Genomic DNA, 16,414 nt, shown 5'->3' with positions numbered 1-16,414 from the left:
TATCCTTTATTTTATTCTAAATTGAATTTACTGCTTCTTAAACTTAATTCATTTGTCTACTTTTGTATCTTTCAGCAATAAATTAAAAACGTATGATTACAATAGATCCTAAAAGTATTGAAACTGCAAAATTACAAGGATATTTGCAAAGTTCCGTTGGACCAAGGCCTATTGCTTTTGCCAGTACTATGGATGCCGAAGGGAATGCAAATTTATCGCCTTTTAGTTTCTTTAATGTATTTAGTGCTAATCCTCCTATTTTGATATTTTCGCCTGCAAGACGCGTTCGTGATAATTCGATAAAACATACGTTAATCAATGCCGAAGCCACTCGAGAAGTAGTTATTAATGTGGTTAATTATGATATAGTTCAGCAAACCTCTCTGGCAAGTACAGAATACGCTGATGGAGTAGATGAGTTTGTAAAGTCGGGCTTGACGCCCATTGCCTCAGAGGTTGTTAAACCTTTTAGAGTTAAGGAATCACCCGTTCAATTTGAATGCAAAGTCACTCAGATTATTCCATTAGGGACAGAGGGCGGAGCTGGTAATTTAGTGCTTTGTGAAGTCTTGCGAATTCATATCGAAGAGTCTTTTTTAGATGAAAACGGAGCGATTGATCAACATAAAATAGACTTGGTCTCCAGATTAGGCGGCAATTGGTATTCCAGATCAAATCAAGGACTTTTTGAAGTTCCAAAACCACTATCTACATTAGGGATTGGAGTAGATTCGATTCCAGATTTTATAAAAGAAAGCGTTGTTTTTGATGGAAACGATTTAGGGATTTTAGGTAATATTGAAGCCTTGCCCACAAAGGAAGAAGTTAGTATATTTGTAAAACAAAATTTTGCGGTAAAAGGAGTTTTAAGTTCCGACGATGAGCTAAAAGTGCATCTTGAAGCTAAAAAATATTTAAATGCAAATGACGTGTTTTCTGCATGGAAAGTACTTTTAGCAGAAAGAAAAAAATAGAGCAAAACAATTAAAACATAGAAGATGGAAGTTACAGGAAAAATTAAAATGATCGATCAAACTAAAGAAGTTGGATCTGGAGGTTTCAAAAAAAGAGATGTTGTTGTTACAACTGATGAGCAGTATCCACAACATATTTTAGTTCAGTTTGTTCAGGACAAATGTGACTTATTAAACGGTTTTCAAGTAGGGGAGCCTGTAAAAATTGATATAAATCTAAGAGGTAGAGAATGGATAAATCCTCAAGGGGAAACGGTATATTTTAATACTATACAAGGATGGAGAATAGGGAAATTGCAAGCTGAAGCTCCTTCTGCAGCGCAAATGCCTCCAATGCCAGCTGCTGAAGCATTTGCACCAGCAACTAACTTAAACGAAGAAGAAGCAGATGATTTGCCATTCTAAGACATAAAAAAGTTAAAAGTTAAAAGTCAGAAGTTCGAGTTGTACTTGAATTTCTGACTTTTTTTTTGAAATTGCTATTGATTTTTGAAATTGAAAAATGTATTATTTAACTACAGCATTGTTCTTCCCTCCAGTTTCTCAGACTAATTCTACTGGTATTCTTGCTCTTGGTGGGGATTTGTCTACTGATCGTTTACAGCTTGCTTATAGGAATGGAATTTTCCCATGGTTTGAAGATGGCGAACCCATTACTTGGTGGTCACCTAATCCTAGAATGGTCTTGTTTCTGGATGAATTGATTGTGTCAAAAAGTATGCGAAATATTCTGAATCGGAATATTTTTAAGGTTACTTTTAATCAAAATTTTAGAGATGTAATTTCAAACTGTCAGAATATAAAACGTGACGGTCAAAACGGAACTTGGATTACTAATGATATGATCGAAGCCTATTGTAGCCTCCATGAATTAGGGGTAGCAAAATCAGTTGAAGTTTGGCAAGATGATGAGTTGGTTGGCGGTTTGTATGGAATTGATTTAGGTCATGTTTTTTGTGGAGAAAGTATGTTTTCTAAAGTTTCTAATGCTTCCAAAGTAGGGTTTATTGCTTTGGTTAGCCACTTAAAAAAAGAAAATTACAAACTATTGGATTGCCAAGTTTATAATCCACATCTCGAAAGTTTGGGTTGTCGTGAAATAGAAAGAGAGGATTTTATGAAAATTCTGAAAAACAAATAATATGTTACTCCCGAATTTTATATTATTTTCCAACTGTAAACTGAGGCTACAAAATGAAATACTATTTTTTCTTCCAGCAATTTGCTACATGATCATCAACCATTCCAGTGGCTTGCATGTGTGCATAGACTACGGTTGAACCCACAAATTTGAACCCGCGCTTTTTTAAATCTTTACTAATAGCATCTGAAAGCGGTGTTGTAGCTGGAACTTCTCGCAAGGATTCTCGGTTGTTTTGAATGGGTTTACCACCCGTGAAATTCCATATATATTTAGAAAAACTACCAAATTCTTCTTGGATTTTAATAAATGCTTGGGCATTAGTAACTGCTGAATATACTTTAAGTTTGTTGCGAATGATACCCGCATCTTGTAATAAATCAAGTATTTTTTCATCGGTGTACTGCGAAATTTTTTTGTAATCAAATTGGTCAAAAGCAGTTCTGAAATTTTCTCTCTTGTTCAAAATAGTAATCCAGCTCAGTCCAGCCTGAAATGTTTCAAGTAGCAAAAACTCAAATAAAGTGGCGTCGTCATATACGGGAACGCCCCATTCTTCGTCATGGTATTTTTTGTACAAATCACTCGAAGTACACCATCCACAGCGGGGTTTATCGTCTGTAATCATTCGTTATCAGTGGCTAAATAGGTTTTTATTAAGTAATGACCTAGGTAAATTAAGGGAGTCAAAAGAATGGCAATACCAAGTTTAAAAGTATAACCCGTTAATGCTGAGGTTAAAAATGTATCAAAATTTATTTTTCCGGGTAACCAAAAAGCAATTCCTAAAACAATAAAAGAGTCGAATAACTGAGAAATAACAGTAGAACCAGTTGCTCTCAGCCATATTTTGTTGTTTCCTGTACGGTTTTTAAAAAACCAAAAAACAGTCACATCAATCAATTGAGAAACCAAGAAGGCGATGATGCTACCTACAATAATCCACATGCTTTGTCCGAAAACTGCAAAAAATTGTTCATCGTTGACCGGACTGATTCCTTTTGCGGCGGGAATATTGATCGCAAAAAGTAAAACAAGGAAAGAGTAGGCGATTAACCCTGCTGTGATTAGGGATAGTTTCTTTACCCCTTTTTCTCCAAAATACTCATTGATTAAATCAGTAGTCAGGAAAACAATAGGCCAAGGCAAAATCCCAATGCTCATTACAAACGGTCCTATTTGTATCAGTTTCCCCCCAATTAGCTCTGCAGTAACAGCATTAGTGATAAATATCCCCGCTAGGATGATAAAGACAAGTTCTTTTTTGGTTTTGAACATGATTAATTATTTGTAATCAAAATTAATATTTTATTTGAAATGTATTAGTTTGTGTTGTTGTTTTCGAGGTAAATTTTTCTAAAAATGATTCTATTTTTATTGAATAAAATCGGTTGATTTATTTTTAATTATATCAGTAGAAATGAAGGAAGATTTAATTGAAGTTAGTTACAGTTTTTATTTGTTAGTCCTGAATTTAACATAAAATAAGACAAATTGTTTTTAGCAATTGTATTTTGCTTTGCTTTTTAATTTATTTCTACTTTAAATATTTTACAATTATAATTTTTAATAATAAAAAAATCTTGGCCATAAAAAAAGAGTACAACTAGTGTACTCTTTTTGTTTTATTATATTGTGATATATTAGAAACCACTTACATTTAATCGGCCACCTGTTGCACATTTTCCTGAAAGAGATGCAGTAGGTGTAGCACTATTCAAAAGTGCCCCTTTAATTTGTGCTGCAGTTGCTCCAGGATTTAATGAAGCGTATAAAGCAGCAGCTCCAGAAACATGTGGAGTTGCCATTGAAGTTCCATTATAGCTAGCATAGCTTGAAATATTCTTGCCTTTAGAACGTTTAGGAACTGTAGACCAAATTCCAGAACCAGGTGCTCCTATATCAACTGATGTAGCACCGTATTGAGAAAAACTAGACAAAGCTCCGGTACTTGTAATAGATGCAACGGCAATTACATTTGCATTAGGGTAACTTGCAGGATAGCTTGGTGTGGCATCATTGTTAGTTCCGCTATTTCCTGCAGCAGCAATAAACAATATTCCCGCAGTATTGGCTCTCTCAATAGCGTCTTGTAAACCTTGAGAGAATCCACCACCACCCCAAGAGTTATTAGTAGCTACTATGTTCATTCCATGTCTTGTTTTTAAGTCAGTAAAATAGTCAATTGCTTTAATAGCATTAGCCAATGTACCTCCAGTTCCGCCTAAAAATTTAGCGTTTAACATTTTTACGTTCCATACAACACCTGCAACACCTTTACCGTTGCCACCTACAGCACCAATAGTTCCTGCAACATGAGTTCCGTGGTCGTCTTCAACTCCATCAAAAACAGTATTATTGTTTCCCGCAAAATCCCAGCCGTACACATCATCAACTAGTCCGTTTCTATCATCATCTATACCATTACCAGCTATTTCTCCTGGATTTTTACCTGCGTTTGCGGCAAGATCTTCGTGGTTATACATATAACCTTCGTCAATGATTCCAATATAAACTGTTGCTGATCCTAATTTATTGTTTGCCCATGCAACTGCTGCATTTGAACCAAATTGGTTCGATGGAGAAGTTGTAGATCCTAACATTCCCCAAAGAGAACTATTAGTAAAGTAGGTATCATTTGATACTGCGTAATGATTGTAAATCCAGTTAGGCTCTGCATATTCTACCTCTTTTAGGTTTTTTATCAGATCAATAGCTTCCATTGTACCCAAATCTGAATTTACTAATAAAAGTTTACCTTCTTGTCCTTTTGTTTTCGTACTAAAAGATTGCATGGATTTGGTATTTATTACCTCAATTGTCGACCCACCAATTAGAGACAGAACGTTACTGGATGTTCTGGCACCTATTTCTGTAGGTTTGAATTTAATAAGGATTTGGTTTGCTACATAAGCAGGTTGTACCTTATTTTGTACTTCAGCTGTAGTATTTAAGTTTTCATCACTACAAGAGGAAATGGCAATCATGGCTAAAGCGCCCAAAAATAATTTTTTCATAATTTTATGGTTTGGTTAACATTTGTAAAACTATAAAAAAAAATCATAATAATACATTAATGATATTAAAAATTTATGGTATTCTTATATAATTGTAATAAAAACTAAGCTATAATAATTATTTGTAGGTGTGCAGAAATTTTAACAGTGATAGTAAAATGTTATTTTCCATAGTAATTTTCACAACAAGATGGAGACACTTCTGTGTAAACTGATTGTAATTGCAGTTTAATAAGTGCCTCATTTAAGGTTATTTGATTATTGTTTTAATGAAAGTATTTGATTTTAATGAGAATCATTTTTTGGATTTATGGCGCTCTGATTTAAGTTTAATAGTGTTCTACAGGTTTGATTTTGACGAGACATAAAAAAACCCCACTTCAAAATTTTTTGAAATGGGGCTTTGTATAATAATTTGATTTCAAATAGAAATTATTTGAAATCAAAAGCGTTTTTATCCTAAAGCAGCTCTTTTGAAACCTGTAATTTCAACATTGAAATCTTTAACATAATCACCAACTTTTTTACTATCATCTTTGATGAAGTTTTGATCTAGTAACGCTTTTTCTTGGTCTAAAGTAGTGTTGTCAGAGATAAAACGTTGAATTTTACCTGGAATAATTTTATCCCAAATTTGTTCTGGTTTACCTTCCGCTTTTAATTCCGCTTTAGCATCTTCTTCAGCTTGTTTTATAACTTCTTCAGTTAATTGAGAGAAAGAAATGTATTTAGGAACATTTTTTAAAGTTTTTCCTAAACGTTTTGCTTCTTCATTTTCTTTTTCGATTATAGCAATACGAGCAGCTAATTCAGAAGCAACAAAAGCAGGATCAAAATCTTTGTAAGATAATGTATCAGCTCCCATTGATGCCACTTGCATAGACACATCTTTAGTCAAAACTTCTGCATTAGGTACAGCAGCAGAAATAGCAGTTAATGCAGCAATTTTGTTAACGTGAACATAAGATCCAACAAATGCACCTTCTAAAATTTCAAAACCACCGATTTCGATTTTTTCACCAATAACACCAGTTTGCTCAATCAATTTTTCAGCAACAGTAATTCCGTTAAAATCCGAAGCTAAGAACTCTTCTTTAGAAGAAAAGTTGATTGCTTTTTCAACTAAATCTTTAGCTAAAGCAACGAAAGATTCATTTTTACCAACGAAATCTGTTTCGCAGTTTAAAGTGATGATAGCTCCTTTAGTTTTGTCAGCATTAATAAAAGAAACAGCAGCACCTTCAGAAGACTCACGGTCAGAACGGTTAGCAGCAACTTTTTGCCCTTTTTCTCTAAGGTTTTGTATAGCTTTATCGAAATCTCCTTCAGCTTCAACTAAAGCTTTTTTACAGTCCATCATTCCGGCACCTGTAGTTTGTCTTAATTTATTTACGTCCGCAGCAGTAATTGTTGCCATAATTTTTTTGTTTAAAGATTAAAAGATTGAAAAATTTAAGGATCTTATTATTAATTCTACAATCAATAATTTAAATCTTTAAATCCTTCAATCTTTAATTTATTTTATTACTCTTCAGTTGCAGTTGGCGCAGCAGCTTCTACAGCAGGAGCAACTTCTACCGCTTCAGCAGCAGGAGCAACAACTTCGGCAGTAGCTTCAGCTTCTTTGTCAGAACCTCTATCAGAAAGTCCTTCAACAATTGCAGCAGTAACTAAAGTTAAAATTTTATCAATTGATTTAGAAGCATCATCATTTGCAGGAATTACATATTCTACTTCACGAGGATCAGAATTTGTATCAACCATTGCAAAAACTGGAATGTTTAATTTTTGAGCTTCTTTTATTGCGATATGTTCCGCTTTGATATCAACTACGAACAATGCAGCTGGTAGTCTTGACATGTCAGCGATTGAACCTAAATTTTTCTCTAATTTAGCACGAAGACGATCTACTTGTAAACGCTCTTTTTTAGAAAGGGTCATGAAAGTACCATCTTTCTTCATTTTATCAATAGTAGCCATTTTTTTAACAGCTTTACGGATAGTTACGAAGTTAGTTAGCATTCCACCAGGCCATCTTTCTGTGATGTAAGGCATGTTTGCAGCTTTTGCTTTTTCAGCAACGATATCTTTTGCTTGTTTTTTGGTAGCAACGAATAATATTTTTCTACCTGATGCAGCGATTTTTTTCAAAGCGTCATTTGCTTCTTCAATTTTTGCTGCAGTTTTATATAGATTGATAATGTGTATACCATTACGCTCCATATAAATGTAAGGAGCCATGTTTGGATCCCATTTTCTAGTCATGTGTCCGAAGTGAACACCTGCTTCTAGTAAGTCTTTTACTTCTACTTTGTTTGCCATTTTGTTCTAGTTTACGTTCTGTTGATTAGCAATGTATAAATGGCGATTTCTCGGCTTTAAACATTTAGATGCTAAACTATTTCCTACCTCAATAGGAGAGCAACAACAACTGTTTTTTTTAAATTTTTATGCTGAATTTATTTCAGCATTTTTTCGTTTATGCTGATAATAAAACCAGACCGTCAACGTGAAAATCTGAATTAAATTCAGATTGAATATTAACGTTTAGAGAATTGGAATCTCTTACGAGCTTTCTTCTGACCGAATTTCTTACGTTCAACCATTCTTGGATCTCTTGTCAATAAACCTTCTGGTTTCAATATTCCTCTGTTTTCAGCATTTACTTCACACATAACGCGTGCTAATGCCATTCTTACAGCTTCTGCTTGACCAGTTGAACCACCTCCGTAAACATTCACTTTTACGTCAAAGTTGCTTACATTTTCTGTCATAGACATAGGTTGTAATACTTTGTACTGTAAAGTTGCAGTTGGGAAATAAGTTTCGAATGGTTTTTTGTTCACAACGATTACTCCTGTTCCTTCTGAAACATAAACACGTGCAACAGCCGTTTTTCTTCTACCAATTTTGTGAATTACTCCCATTACTTAAGATCGTTAAGGTTAACTGTTTTAGGTTTTTGAGCGCCTTGTTTGTGCTCAGATCCTACTACAACATTTAAATTTCTAAAAAGCTCAGCTCCTAATTTATTTTTAGGTAACATCCCTTTTACAGCTTTTTCTACTAGTAATGCAGGGTTTTTTGATTGCAATACTTTAGCAGTTAAAGTTCTTTGACCTCCAGGGTAACCAGTGTGACGGATGTATGTTTTTTCATCCATTTTGTTACCTGTAAGGTTAATTTTTTCTGAGTTGATAACGATTACGTTATCACCGCAGTCCACGTGTGGTGTGTAACTTGGCTTGTACTTACCTCTCAAAATCATAGCGACTTTTGAAGCAAGACGACCTAAGTTGTGACCATCAGCATCTACAACAATCCACTCTTTTGTAACGGTGGCTTTGCTTGCTGATTGTGTCTTGTAGCTTAATGCGTCCATAATATATTTTTAATTAAACATTCCATCCCCAATAAAGGGGTTGCAAAAGTACAATTAATTATTTTAAATACAAATACCTTAAATGAATATTTTTTTCTCGTTTTTGCTCTGATTATCAAATGTATATTTAAAATATTATTCTAAGATTAAATTTGTGTTTCTCACTTCTGCCTGAGTTGAATTTAATCTGCTGTGCTTTTGATTTAATTTTATTATACATTTATAATTTTCAGAAACAAATTTTACATTTTATTGGCTATTTTTGTCATTTAAACAGTTAATATTCTAATTATTCATATCTTGTTGCTGTTTTACTTATAAATAATATCAAACTCTTTTTTATGAAAGCCAAAGCAACTTTAAAACAAATCGCTAAAGAACTGAATGTTTCTGTTTCTACAGTTTCTAAAGCACTGAACGATAGTCCCGAGATTAGCGAGCAGACCAAGATTAAAATTAAAGAATATGCTAAGCTCAAAAATTACAAACCAAATGTTATTGGGTTGAATCTTAAAAACAGAAAAACAAAAACGATTGGCGTGATTATTCCAAATATTCTGAATTCTTTTTTTGCTAAAGTATTTAGTGGTATCGAAAAAGTAGCGGACGAAAAAGGATATAATGTCATTATGTGTATTTCCAATGAATCTGCAGAGAAAGAAGCGCATACCCTAGAAATGTTAAGTAATGGAACTATTGATGGCTTTATCGTTTCCGTTTCTGAGGAAGCTCAAAAAAACCAGGATTACGATCACTTTTCTGCAATTATCAATGATGGAACTCCAATTGTTATGTTTGACAGAATAGCTGATGGTGTTGATTGTGATAAAGTAATTGTAGATGATTTTGATTCTGCTTTAAATTCTACCCAACATCTAATTGATTTAGGCTGCAAAAATATCGCTTTGTTGTCTTCTATAGATAATTTAAGTGTTGGTAAGCTTAGAGCCGAAGGCTACTTGAAGGCCTTGGAAAACAACAATATTGTTGTCAACCATGATATTATTCTAACAACGGATTCAGAAGATGATTTAAAAGAGAGAATTGAAAAAGTTTTTCAAAATAATATTGATGGAATTTTTGCTTTGGAGGAAAATGATTCTGTCGCAGCGTTGCGTATCACACTCAAAAAAGGATTTAAAGTGCCAGAAGATATTTCAATTATAGGTTTTGCAGACGGAATTCTTGCTTCCCGTAGATTGTCTCCAAGTTTAACAACCGTAAGTCAGCACGGAATAGAAATAGGAGAAGTGGCTGCTAAATTACTAATTGACAGATTAGAATCTAAAGAAGAACACATTCCTTATGAAACAGTTGTTATAAAAACCAAATTGAAAGAAAGAGAGTCAACAAGAAAATTGTAGCAACTCATTTAATATGATATAAAAAATCTCTAATCGTTTTTGAATGATTAGAGATTTTTTTTTGAGTAAATGAAATATGATTTTAATGCGCTTCCAACCAATCTTTTCCAGCTCCTAAATCAACATCCAAAGGAACTTCTAATTTGAAAGCATTTTCCATTTCATGTTTAATCATTGGTTTGATCTTTTCGAGTTCATCATTATGCACATCAAACACAAGCTCATCATGAACTTGTAACAACATTTTACTTTTCCAGTTTTCAGATGTTAGTTTTTCATGAATGTTAATCATCGCAATTTTGATGATATCGGCAGCACTTCCTTGTATCGGTGCGTTTACCGCATTTCGTTCTGCACCGCCACGAACAATGGCATTTTGCGAATTAATATCTTTCAAATAACGACGACGTCCAAGTATTGTTTGTACATAGCCGTTCTCTCTGGCAAAATCTATTTGTTCCTGAATGTAGGACTTCAATCTTGGATAAGTTTGATAATAAGCCTCAATTAAATCAGCGCTTTCTTTGCGAGATAAATTAGTTTGATTGCTCAACCCAAAAGCCGAAACACCATATATAATTCCAAAATTTACCGTTTTGGCATGACTACGTTGCTCGCGAGTCACTTCTTCAAGTGGTACATTAAAGACTTTTGAAGCAGTAGATTTGTGAATGTCTTCATGATTTTGGAATGCCTTAATCATATTTTCTTCCCCACTTAATGCCGCAATTACACGTAATTCTATTTGAGAATAATCCGCAGAAACCAAAGTGTAATTTTCATCTCGGGCAACGAATGCTTTTCTAATCTGTCTTCCACGTTCGGTACGAATCGGGATGTTTTGTAAGTTGGGATTATTCGAACTCAAACGGCCTGTTGCTGCCACCGTTTGCATGTAATCAGTGTGAATTCGGTTTGTGATTTTGTCTACTTGGTTTGGCAAAGCCTCGACATAAGTGTTTTGCAGTTTTACTAATTGTCTCCAATCCAGAATGTCTTTTACAATTGGGTTTTCGGCGGCTAAATAACTTAATATTTCCTCTCCAGTTGCATATTGACCGGTTTTGGTTTTCTTTTGTTTTACGCCACCAATCTTTAATTTATCAAATAAAATATCGCCCAGTTGTTTTGGGGAAGCCAAGTTAAATTTTTCTCCTGCAGTTTCAAATATGTTAGCTTCTAATATTTTAATATCATCGTCTAATGTTTTAGACAGTGATTTTAAGAAACCCACATCTACACGAATTCCTTCTTTTTCCATATCAGCCAGAACTTTTACTAATGGAATTTCGATTTCTTCAAAAAGTTTTTTGGTGTCGGTTTTATCCAGTTCTAATGTGAATATTTCCTTGAGTTGCAAGGTCACATCAGCATCTTCAACGGCATATTCCTTGATTTCCTCTAGTTCAACGTCACGCATTGATTTTTGGTTTTTCCCTTTTTTACCAATTAAGGCTTCAATGGATTGAGGCGAATATTTCAAATACGTTTCCGATAAAATATCCATATTATGACGCATATCTGGATTAATCAGATAATGTGCAATCATGGTGTCGAATAATTTTCCTTTTACGGTAACATTATAATTAGAAAGAATTTTTAAATCATATTTTAAATTCTGACCAATTTTCTCTATGTTTTCATTTTCGAAAAAAGGAATGAATTTTTCTATCAAAGTCTGTGCTTCCTCTTGATTTTCAGGAAACGGAACATAAAATCCTTTTCCTTTTTCGTAAGAGAAAGATACGCCCACTAATTCAGCATGTAAAGCATCAAGTCCTGTAGTTTCAGTATCAAAACAAACAGAAGACTGTTTTTGTAAATTTTGTAACAGTAATTTTAAGCCTAAATCTCCTTGAATGATTTGGTACGAATGTTCTGTGTTTTCTAATGAATTATAATATTGATGACGTGTTTCATCTGAGGAATCATCTTGAATGGCACTTGCAAATAGGTCGAATTGATCTTCACTTTTTGGTTGTGGTTTTTTGTATAATTTGGTTTCGTCAACCGTATTGCTGTTGATTGTTGCGGTTCCGCCTTTTTTAAATATGGCATCAAATTGTTCTGCCATTCTACGGAATTCTAATTCATTGAATAGCGCATCTGTTTTTTCGACATCCGGTGTAGAAAGTTCATAATCAGTTTCGTTAAAATCTACTGGGCAATCTAAAATTATTGTTGCTAAGGTTTTGGACAATAGTCCTTTTTCCTTATTAGCTTCAATATTCTCTTTCATTTTACCTTTCAGTTTGTCTGTATTTGCTAAGAGGTTTTCCATGGTTCCAAATTCCTTCAGCAGTTTTTTAGCCGTCACTTCACCTACTCCCGGAAGTCCAGGAATATTATCGGCTGCGTCGCCCATCATCCCAAGAAAATCAATTACTTGATCCGGTCGTTCGATTTCAAATTTTGCTAAAACCTCAGGAATACCCCAAATCTCAATGCCGTTACCCATACGAGCGGGTTTGTACATGAATATATTCTCAGAAACCAGTTGAGCAAAGTCCTTATCTGGAGTTACCATAAAGACTTGGTAGTTTTGCTTTTCGGCTTGTATTGCTATAGTACCTATTAAATCATCTGCTTCATAACCGGCTACTTCTATTATAGGAATATGCATGGCTTTTAGCAATTCCTGAATATAAGGAACAGCTATTTTTATGGCTTCTGGTGTAGCATCTCGATGTGCTTTATATTCTGGAAAAATAGTATTACGCAGTTCACTACCTCCTTTATCAAAAGCAACGGCTAAATGGTCTGGCTTTTCTCTTTTGATGACATCCATCAAAGAATTCATAAATCCCATAATGGCTGAAGTATCTAATCCTTTAGAGTTGATTCTTGGATTTTTGATAAAAGCATAATAACCTCTAAAAATTAAAGCATAAGCATCAAGTAGAAAAAGTCTTTTTTGTTGTGACATAATTGTGATTTTGTAAAGTTTTCAAAAGTACAAAACTTGTGAGATAAAGGAGTAAAGGATTGATTTTTTTCTTCTGATAGGTACAATAGATCTTTTTAGATTTCTACAAATGGCTAATAGATGTTTTTTTACCTGTAAAGGATAATGATTTTGTACGCTATAATTTAATAAGGTGAAAGAAATTGATTATAAAAATTTATTAGTTTTTATAAAATTGTAAGAATTAAGATATATAATAATAAAAATAATGTATTTAAACGATTATTTATGCATTTAATCGTTATTTTGTTTATTTTTACACAAGAAATTATGTGTCAGTTGAGACTCTTAATGTTTAATCTTTAATTCGTTATTTTATGAAAAAAAATTATTTTTCTAGAAAGGTTTTACAAGCCTGTGTGTTATTTTTCATGATAATAACAGCAAATGTGTTTGCCCAAGTAGGCATAGGAACAATTACTCCCCATGCAAGTTCAGTTCTAGATGTATCATCTACAACTCAAGGCATGTTGACGCCGAGAATGACAACAGCTCAACGTACGGCTATTGCCTCTCCAGCCGATGGATTGATGGTATATGATACAGATTTGAAAGCGTTTTATCATTTCAATTCCTCTCTTACATCTTGGAGTGTAATTAATAGTGGTGGTACTACCGACAGACTTAAATTTAAGAGAATTAAATCTACAGATGTTCTGGCAACTGTTCTGGCAGCTGAGAAAGTTGCTGGTGGAGGAACTAAATATCTTTTAGATTCAGGAACTTTATATGAAATAAACGGTTTTGTTACTTTTGATTTGCCAATTGATTTAAATAGTTCTTACATATCAGGGGTAGATACTAACGAAGATAGACTAATAAGAACATCTGGCAATTTATTTGACGGAGCAACTGGAGGCAGTATTCGTAGTCTATCAATTCAGGTTTCTGGAGGTGGTAAAGTATTTAATATTAGCGGTAACGCTACTCAAAATTTAATTTTTAGAGACTCTATTGTTTTAGGTTCCTCTAATGTTGGTTCTATTAGTGGTTTGGGTTTAGTATTTATAAGTATCGTGCAATATGCTGCAAATACTACAGGTATTGTTTACGAAAACATTAGTAAATTACTAATAAGTAACGCAGGATGGTTTGGTAACAATAGTGGTACTTATGAAAGACTGCAAGGAACTTTTGATTTGGTACAAAAACAAGGCGGTTTTACTGAGGTAGTAGGAGCTAACATAGGTTTTGATGTGTCTTCGAATCCTGTAATAAACGGCGATGCAGTTCTTGAAACTGTTGTGTTTACGGGTGCTTTAACTTCTGCAGGGAGATATGTAAACGGATATACATCAGGAACTTTTCCTGGTTATAATTTTAACAATAGCTGGATTGTACTGTGCGCTGGAATCCCTACCGAAACAGATTCTGACGCAGTGGGTGAATTTTCTGTTGATTATCCGGTAGGCTCAGGCGCGTCAACAACTTTTAACACAACAAACCCAAGTAATACTGTAAAAGTACAAGCGGTTTCAACTTCAACAAATTTGTTTCGTTTTTCAACAGGTGGCGTCAATAACAGATTAATTTATCAAGGAAGAAGAAAAAGATTTTTTCAAGTAAGTGGCTCAATTTCTTTTCAGGTTTCAAATCCGAGTACGTACATAATTTATGTGGCAAGAAACGGCACTGTAGTTTCGCAGTATAAGATTTATGGTAGAGGATTAGTTGTAAATGACATTGTAGTGCTACCTTTAAATGCACTTGTGGAGTTAAGTCCTAATGATTTTGTTGAAGTATTTGTGCAAAGGTTTAGTTCAAATTTATTATCTGATAGTATTGTTACACCAAACATGACACTAGTTGTAAAATAAATTTGATAGTTGTTGTTAAAAAAACCCAATTTTTTTGGGGTTTTTTATGTAACTAAAGCATCATCAACCGTTAAATTTTGATTAATACCCGTTATGGTTGCGTTTTTCTTTTGTTATTTTGTCTAAAATTTGATTAAAATGATCTTTCGTATCGTATTCTTGTGCTTAATCCTTCTTATTATTGAGCTTTATACTTTTCAGGTATTAAAAACTTTGATAAAATCAAAGACAATATTGTTCTCAATCCTAGGTATAAGCATATTGGTTTTAATATATATTGTTTATTCTTTAATGCAATTTGACCGAAGCGTAGGCCAAACCAGACAAATGATGGTTATCATGGGTTTGTTGCTTATAGTGTATGTTCCAAAATTAATTTTGACATTGATATTAATGGGAGAGGACATATTTAGATTAGGCGCTGGTACCGTTAATTATTTTGTTAATTATGATAATAATACTGATTTTCTAAATTCAAGAAGAAAATTTGTTAGTCAAATAGGATTAGGAATAGCAGCTGTTCCTTTTCTATCTTTAATTTATGGAGTGACCGTAGGGAGGTACAATTATAAAGTAATCAAACAACGTATATTTTTTCCGGATTTACCAGATGCTTTTGATGGTTTTACGATTACTCAAATTTCGGATGTTCACAGCGGGAGTTTTGATAACCCAGAAAAAATTAATTACGCCATTGATTTGGTTAACGAGCAAAATTCTGATTTAATTTTGTTTACAGGTGATATCGTAAATACGGATGCTAAAGAAATGCATCCTTGGATAGAAACATTCAATAGGATAAAAACACACGAATTCGGGAAATATTCTGTGTTGGGGAACCACGATTATGGCGAGTATGTAACATGGCCCACAGAAGGCGCAAAAGAAGATAATTTTAAAGCTATCAAAAGTCTTTACGGAGAAATAGGTTTTAATTTATTGCTTAATGAGCATACTTATATTCAAAAAGGAGATGCAAAAATAGCATTAGTTGGTGTCGAAAACTGGGGTCATAACTTCAAGCAAGCCGGAGATTTAAATAAAGCTGCAGGAACTTTAAAGAAAGAAGAATTTAAGATTTTGATGAGTCACGATCCTTCGCATTGGGAGCATGAAGTACAACATCATGATAAAAATTTCCAATTGACACTTTCGGGTCATACTCATGGAATGCAGTTTGGAATAGAAATACCGGGTTATTTTAAGTGGAGTTTGGCACAATATGTATACAAACAATGGGCAGGATTATATGAAAACGTAGGCCGATACGTTTATGTAAATAGAGGTTTTGGGTTTCATGCCTATCCAGGCAGAGTAGGTATTATGCCGGAAATTACAGTCATTGAACTAAAAAAAGGTGTTAATGTGGCATAATTCGTTTAAAATGCTACATTTGTAAAATAAATATCTCTTTTTAGTGAATTTAAAAAAATAAATTTTTGGTTTTATGTCAAAATTTGGAGAACTTATAAATACTCAAGTGCCTGTTTTAATTGATTTTTACACAGAATGGAACGAATCTTCAGTTTCAATGCATCCTGTTATCAGAGATGTGGCTGCTGCTCTTGGCGATAAAGCAAAAGTGATAAAAATTGATGTAGATAAAAATCAAGAATTAGCAGACGCTTTGCGTATCAAAGGTTTGCCTACCTTGATGATTTACAAACAAGGTCAAATGATCTGGAGACAATCCGGCGAATTAGATGCCAATACACTTATTGGAATCGTGCAGGAACAGTTCTAAAATCGTTTTT

15 protein-coding genes are annotated in these 16,414 nt (G+C 33.7%); 7 read left to right on the top strand and 8 right to left on the bottom strand.

The window, feature by feature from the left end; genetic code table 11:
• Positions 1–92 precede the first annotated feature (92 nt).
• The 3 genes from DFR66_RS11000 to aat all read left to right on the top strand — a co-directional run bounded on the left by DFR66_RS11000 (position 93) and on the right by aat (position 2,115).
• Positions 93–974 (top strand): flavin reductase family protein, encoded by an 882-nt coding sequence (locus DFR66_RS11000; protein WP_114754892.1) that lies wholly within the window; start codon positions 93–95, stop codon positions 972–974.
• A 24-nt stretch (positions 975–998) separates the two neighbouring features.
• Positions 999–1,379 (top strand): DUF3127 domain-containing protein, encoded by a 381-nt coding sequence (locus tag DFR66_RS10995; protein WP_114754891.1) that lies wholly within the window; start codon positions 999–1,001, stop codon positions 1,377–1,379.
• A 97-nt stretch (positions 1,380–1,476) separates the two neighbouring features.
• Positions 1,477–2,115, top strand: coding sequence for a leucyl/phenylalanyl-tRNA--protein transferase (aat, locus tag DFR66_RS10990; RefSeq protein WP_114754890.1), 639 nt, complete (start codon positions 1,477–1,479; stop codon positions 2,113–2,115).
• A gap of 61 nt (positions 2,116–2,176) precedes the next feature.
• Here the strand turns inward: aat and DFR66_RS10985 are convergent, their stop codons facing one another.
• From DFR66_RS10985 to rplM, 7 genes are all read right to left on the bottom strand, one after another.
• Positions 2,177–2,743 carry a DNA-3-methyladenine glycosylase I gene (locus tag DFR66_RS10985; RefSeq protein ID WP_114754889.1) on the bottom strand — a complete coding sequence of 189 codons (567 nt, stop codon included), beginning with the start codon at positions 2,741–2,743 and terminating at the stop codon, positions 2,177–2,179.
• Positions 2,740–3,393, bottom strand: a complete 654-nt coding sequence (locus DFR66_RS10980) for a queuosine precursor transporter (RefSeq protein WP_114754888.1) — start codon at positions 3,391–3,393, stop codon at positions 2,740–2,742. The genes DFR66_RS10985 and DFR66_RS10980 overlap by 4 nt, the downstream gene beginning before the upstream one ends.
• A gap of 365 nt (positions 3,394–3,758) precedes the next feature.
• Positions 3,759–5,132, bottom strand: coding sequence for a S8 family peptidase (locus tag DFR66_RS10975; RefSeq protein ID WP_199755514.1), 1,374 nt, complete (start codon positions 5,130–5,132; stop codon positions 3,759–3,761).
• A gap of 454 nt (positions 5,133–5,586) precedes the next feature.
• The gene (gene tsf, locus DFR66_RS10970; protein ID WP_114754887.1) at positions 5,587–6,549 is read right to left on the bottom strand and encodes a translation elongation factor Ts; all 963 of its coding nucleotides are present in this window, start codon (positions 6,547–6,549) and stop codon (positions 5,587–5,589) included.
• Between the two features lie 107 nt (positions 6,550–6,656).
• Complete coding sequence (gene rpsB / locus DFR66_RS10965) at positions 6,657–7,454, bottom strand: 30S ribosomal protein S2 (RefSeq protein WP_114754886.1); 798 nt, start codon at positions 7,452–7,454, stop codon at positions 6,657–6,659.
• A gap of 218 nt (positions 7,455–7,672) precedes the next feature.
• Entirely contained in the window at positions 7,673–8,059 is a 387-nt protein-coding gene (gene rpsI / locus DFR66_RS10960; protein WP_114754885.1) for a 30S ribosomal protein S9, read from the bottom strand.
• Positions 8,059–8,514, bottom strand: a complete 456-nt coding sequence (gene rplM / locus DFR66_RS10955; protein ID WP_114754884.1) for a 50S ribosomal protein L13 — start codon at positions 8,512–8,514, stop codon at positions 8,059–8,061. Before rplM ends, rpsI begins: the two co-directional genes overlap by 1 nt.
• Before the next feature lie 341 nt (positions 8,515–8,855).
• Between rplM and DFR66_RS10950 the strand changes: the two genes are divergently transcribed.
• On the top strand, positions 8,856–9,878 hold the full coding sequence (locus DFR66_RS10950; protein ID WP_114754883.1) for a LacI family DNA-binding transcriptional regulator: 1,023 nt from the start codon (positions 8,856–8,858) through the stop codon (positions 9,876–9,878).
• Between the two features lie 82 nt (positions 9,879–9,960).
• Here the strand turns inward: DFR66_RS10950 and polA are convergent, their stop codons facing one another.
• A complete protein-coding gene (polA, locus tag DFR66_RS10945) occupies positions 9,961–12,804 on the bottom strand; it encodes a DNA polymerase I (protein ID WP_114754882.1) in 2,844 nt (947 codons plus the stop codon).
• A gap of 356 nt (positions 12,805–13,160) precedes the next feature.
• Between polA and DFR66_RS10940 the strand changes: the two genes are divergently transcribed.
• The 3 genes from DFR66_RS10940 (at position 13,161) to DFR66_RS10930 (ending at position 16,404) form a co-directional block, all read left to right on the top strand.
• Positions 13,161–14,660, top strand: a complete 1,500-nt coding sequence (locus tag DFR66_RS10940; protein ID WP_114754881.1) for a hypothetical protein — start codon at positions 13,161–13,163, stop codon at positions 14,658–14,660.
• A 138-nt stretch (positions 14,661–14,798) separates the two neighbouring features.
• Entirely contained in the window at positions 14,799–16,034 is a 1,236-nt protein-coding gene (locus DFR66_RS10935; protein ID WP_114754880.1) for a metallophosphoesterase, read from the top strand.
• A gap of 73 nt (positions 16,035–16,107) precedes the next feature.
• The gene (locus DFR66_RS10930; RefSeq protein ID WP_114754879.1) at positions 16,108–16,404 is read left to right on the top strand and encodes a thioredoxin family protein; all 297 of its coding nucleotides are present in this window, start codon (positions 16,108–16,110) and stop codon (positions 16,402–16,404) included.
• Positions 16,405–16,414 lie beyond the last annotated feature (10 nt).

Origin of the sequence: Flavobacterium glaciei, from assembly GCF_003350545.1 — a bacterium.
GTDB lineage: Bacteria > Bacteroidota > Bacteroidia > Flavobacteriales > Flavobacteriaceae > Flavobacterium > Flavobacterium glaciei.
Note: the sequence above shows the minus strand (reverse complement) of the source record. Positions and strands in the feature narration are given on the sequence as shown.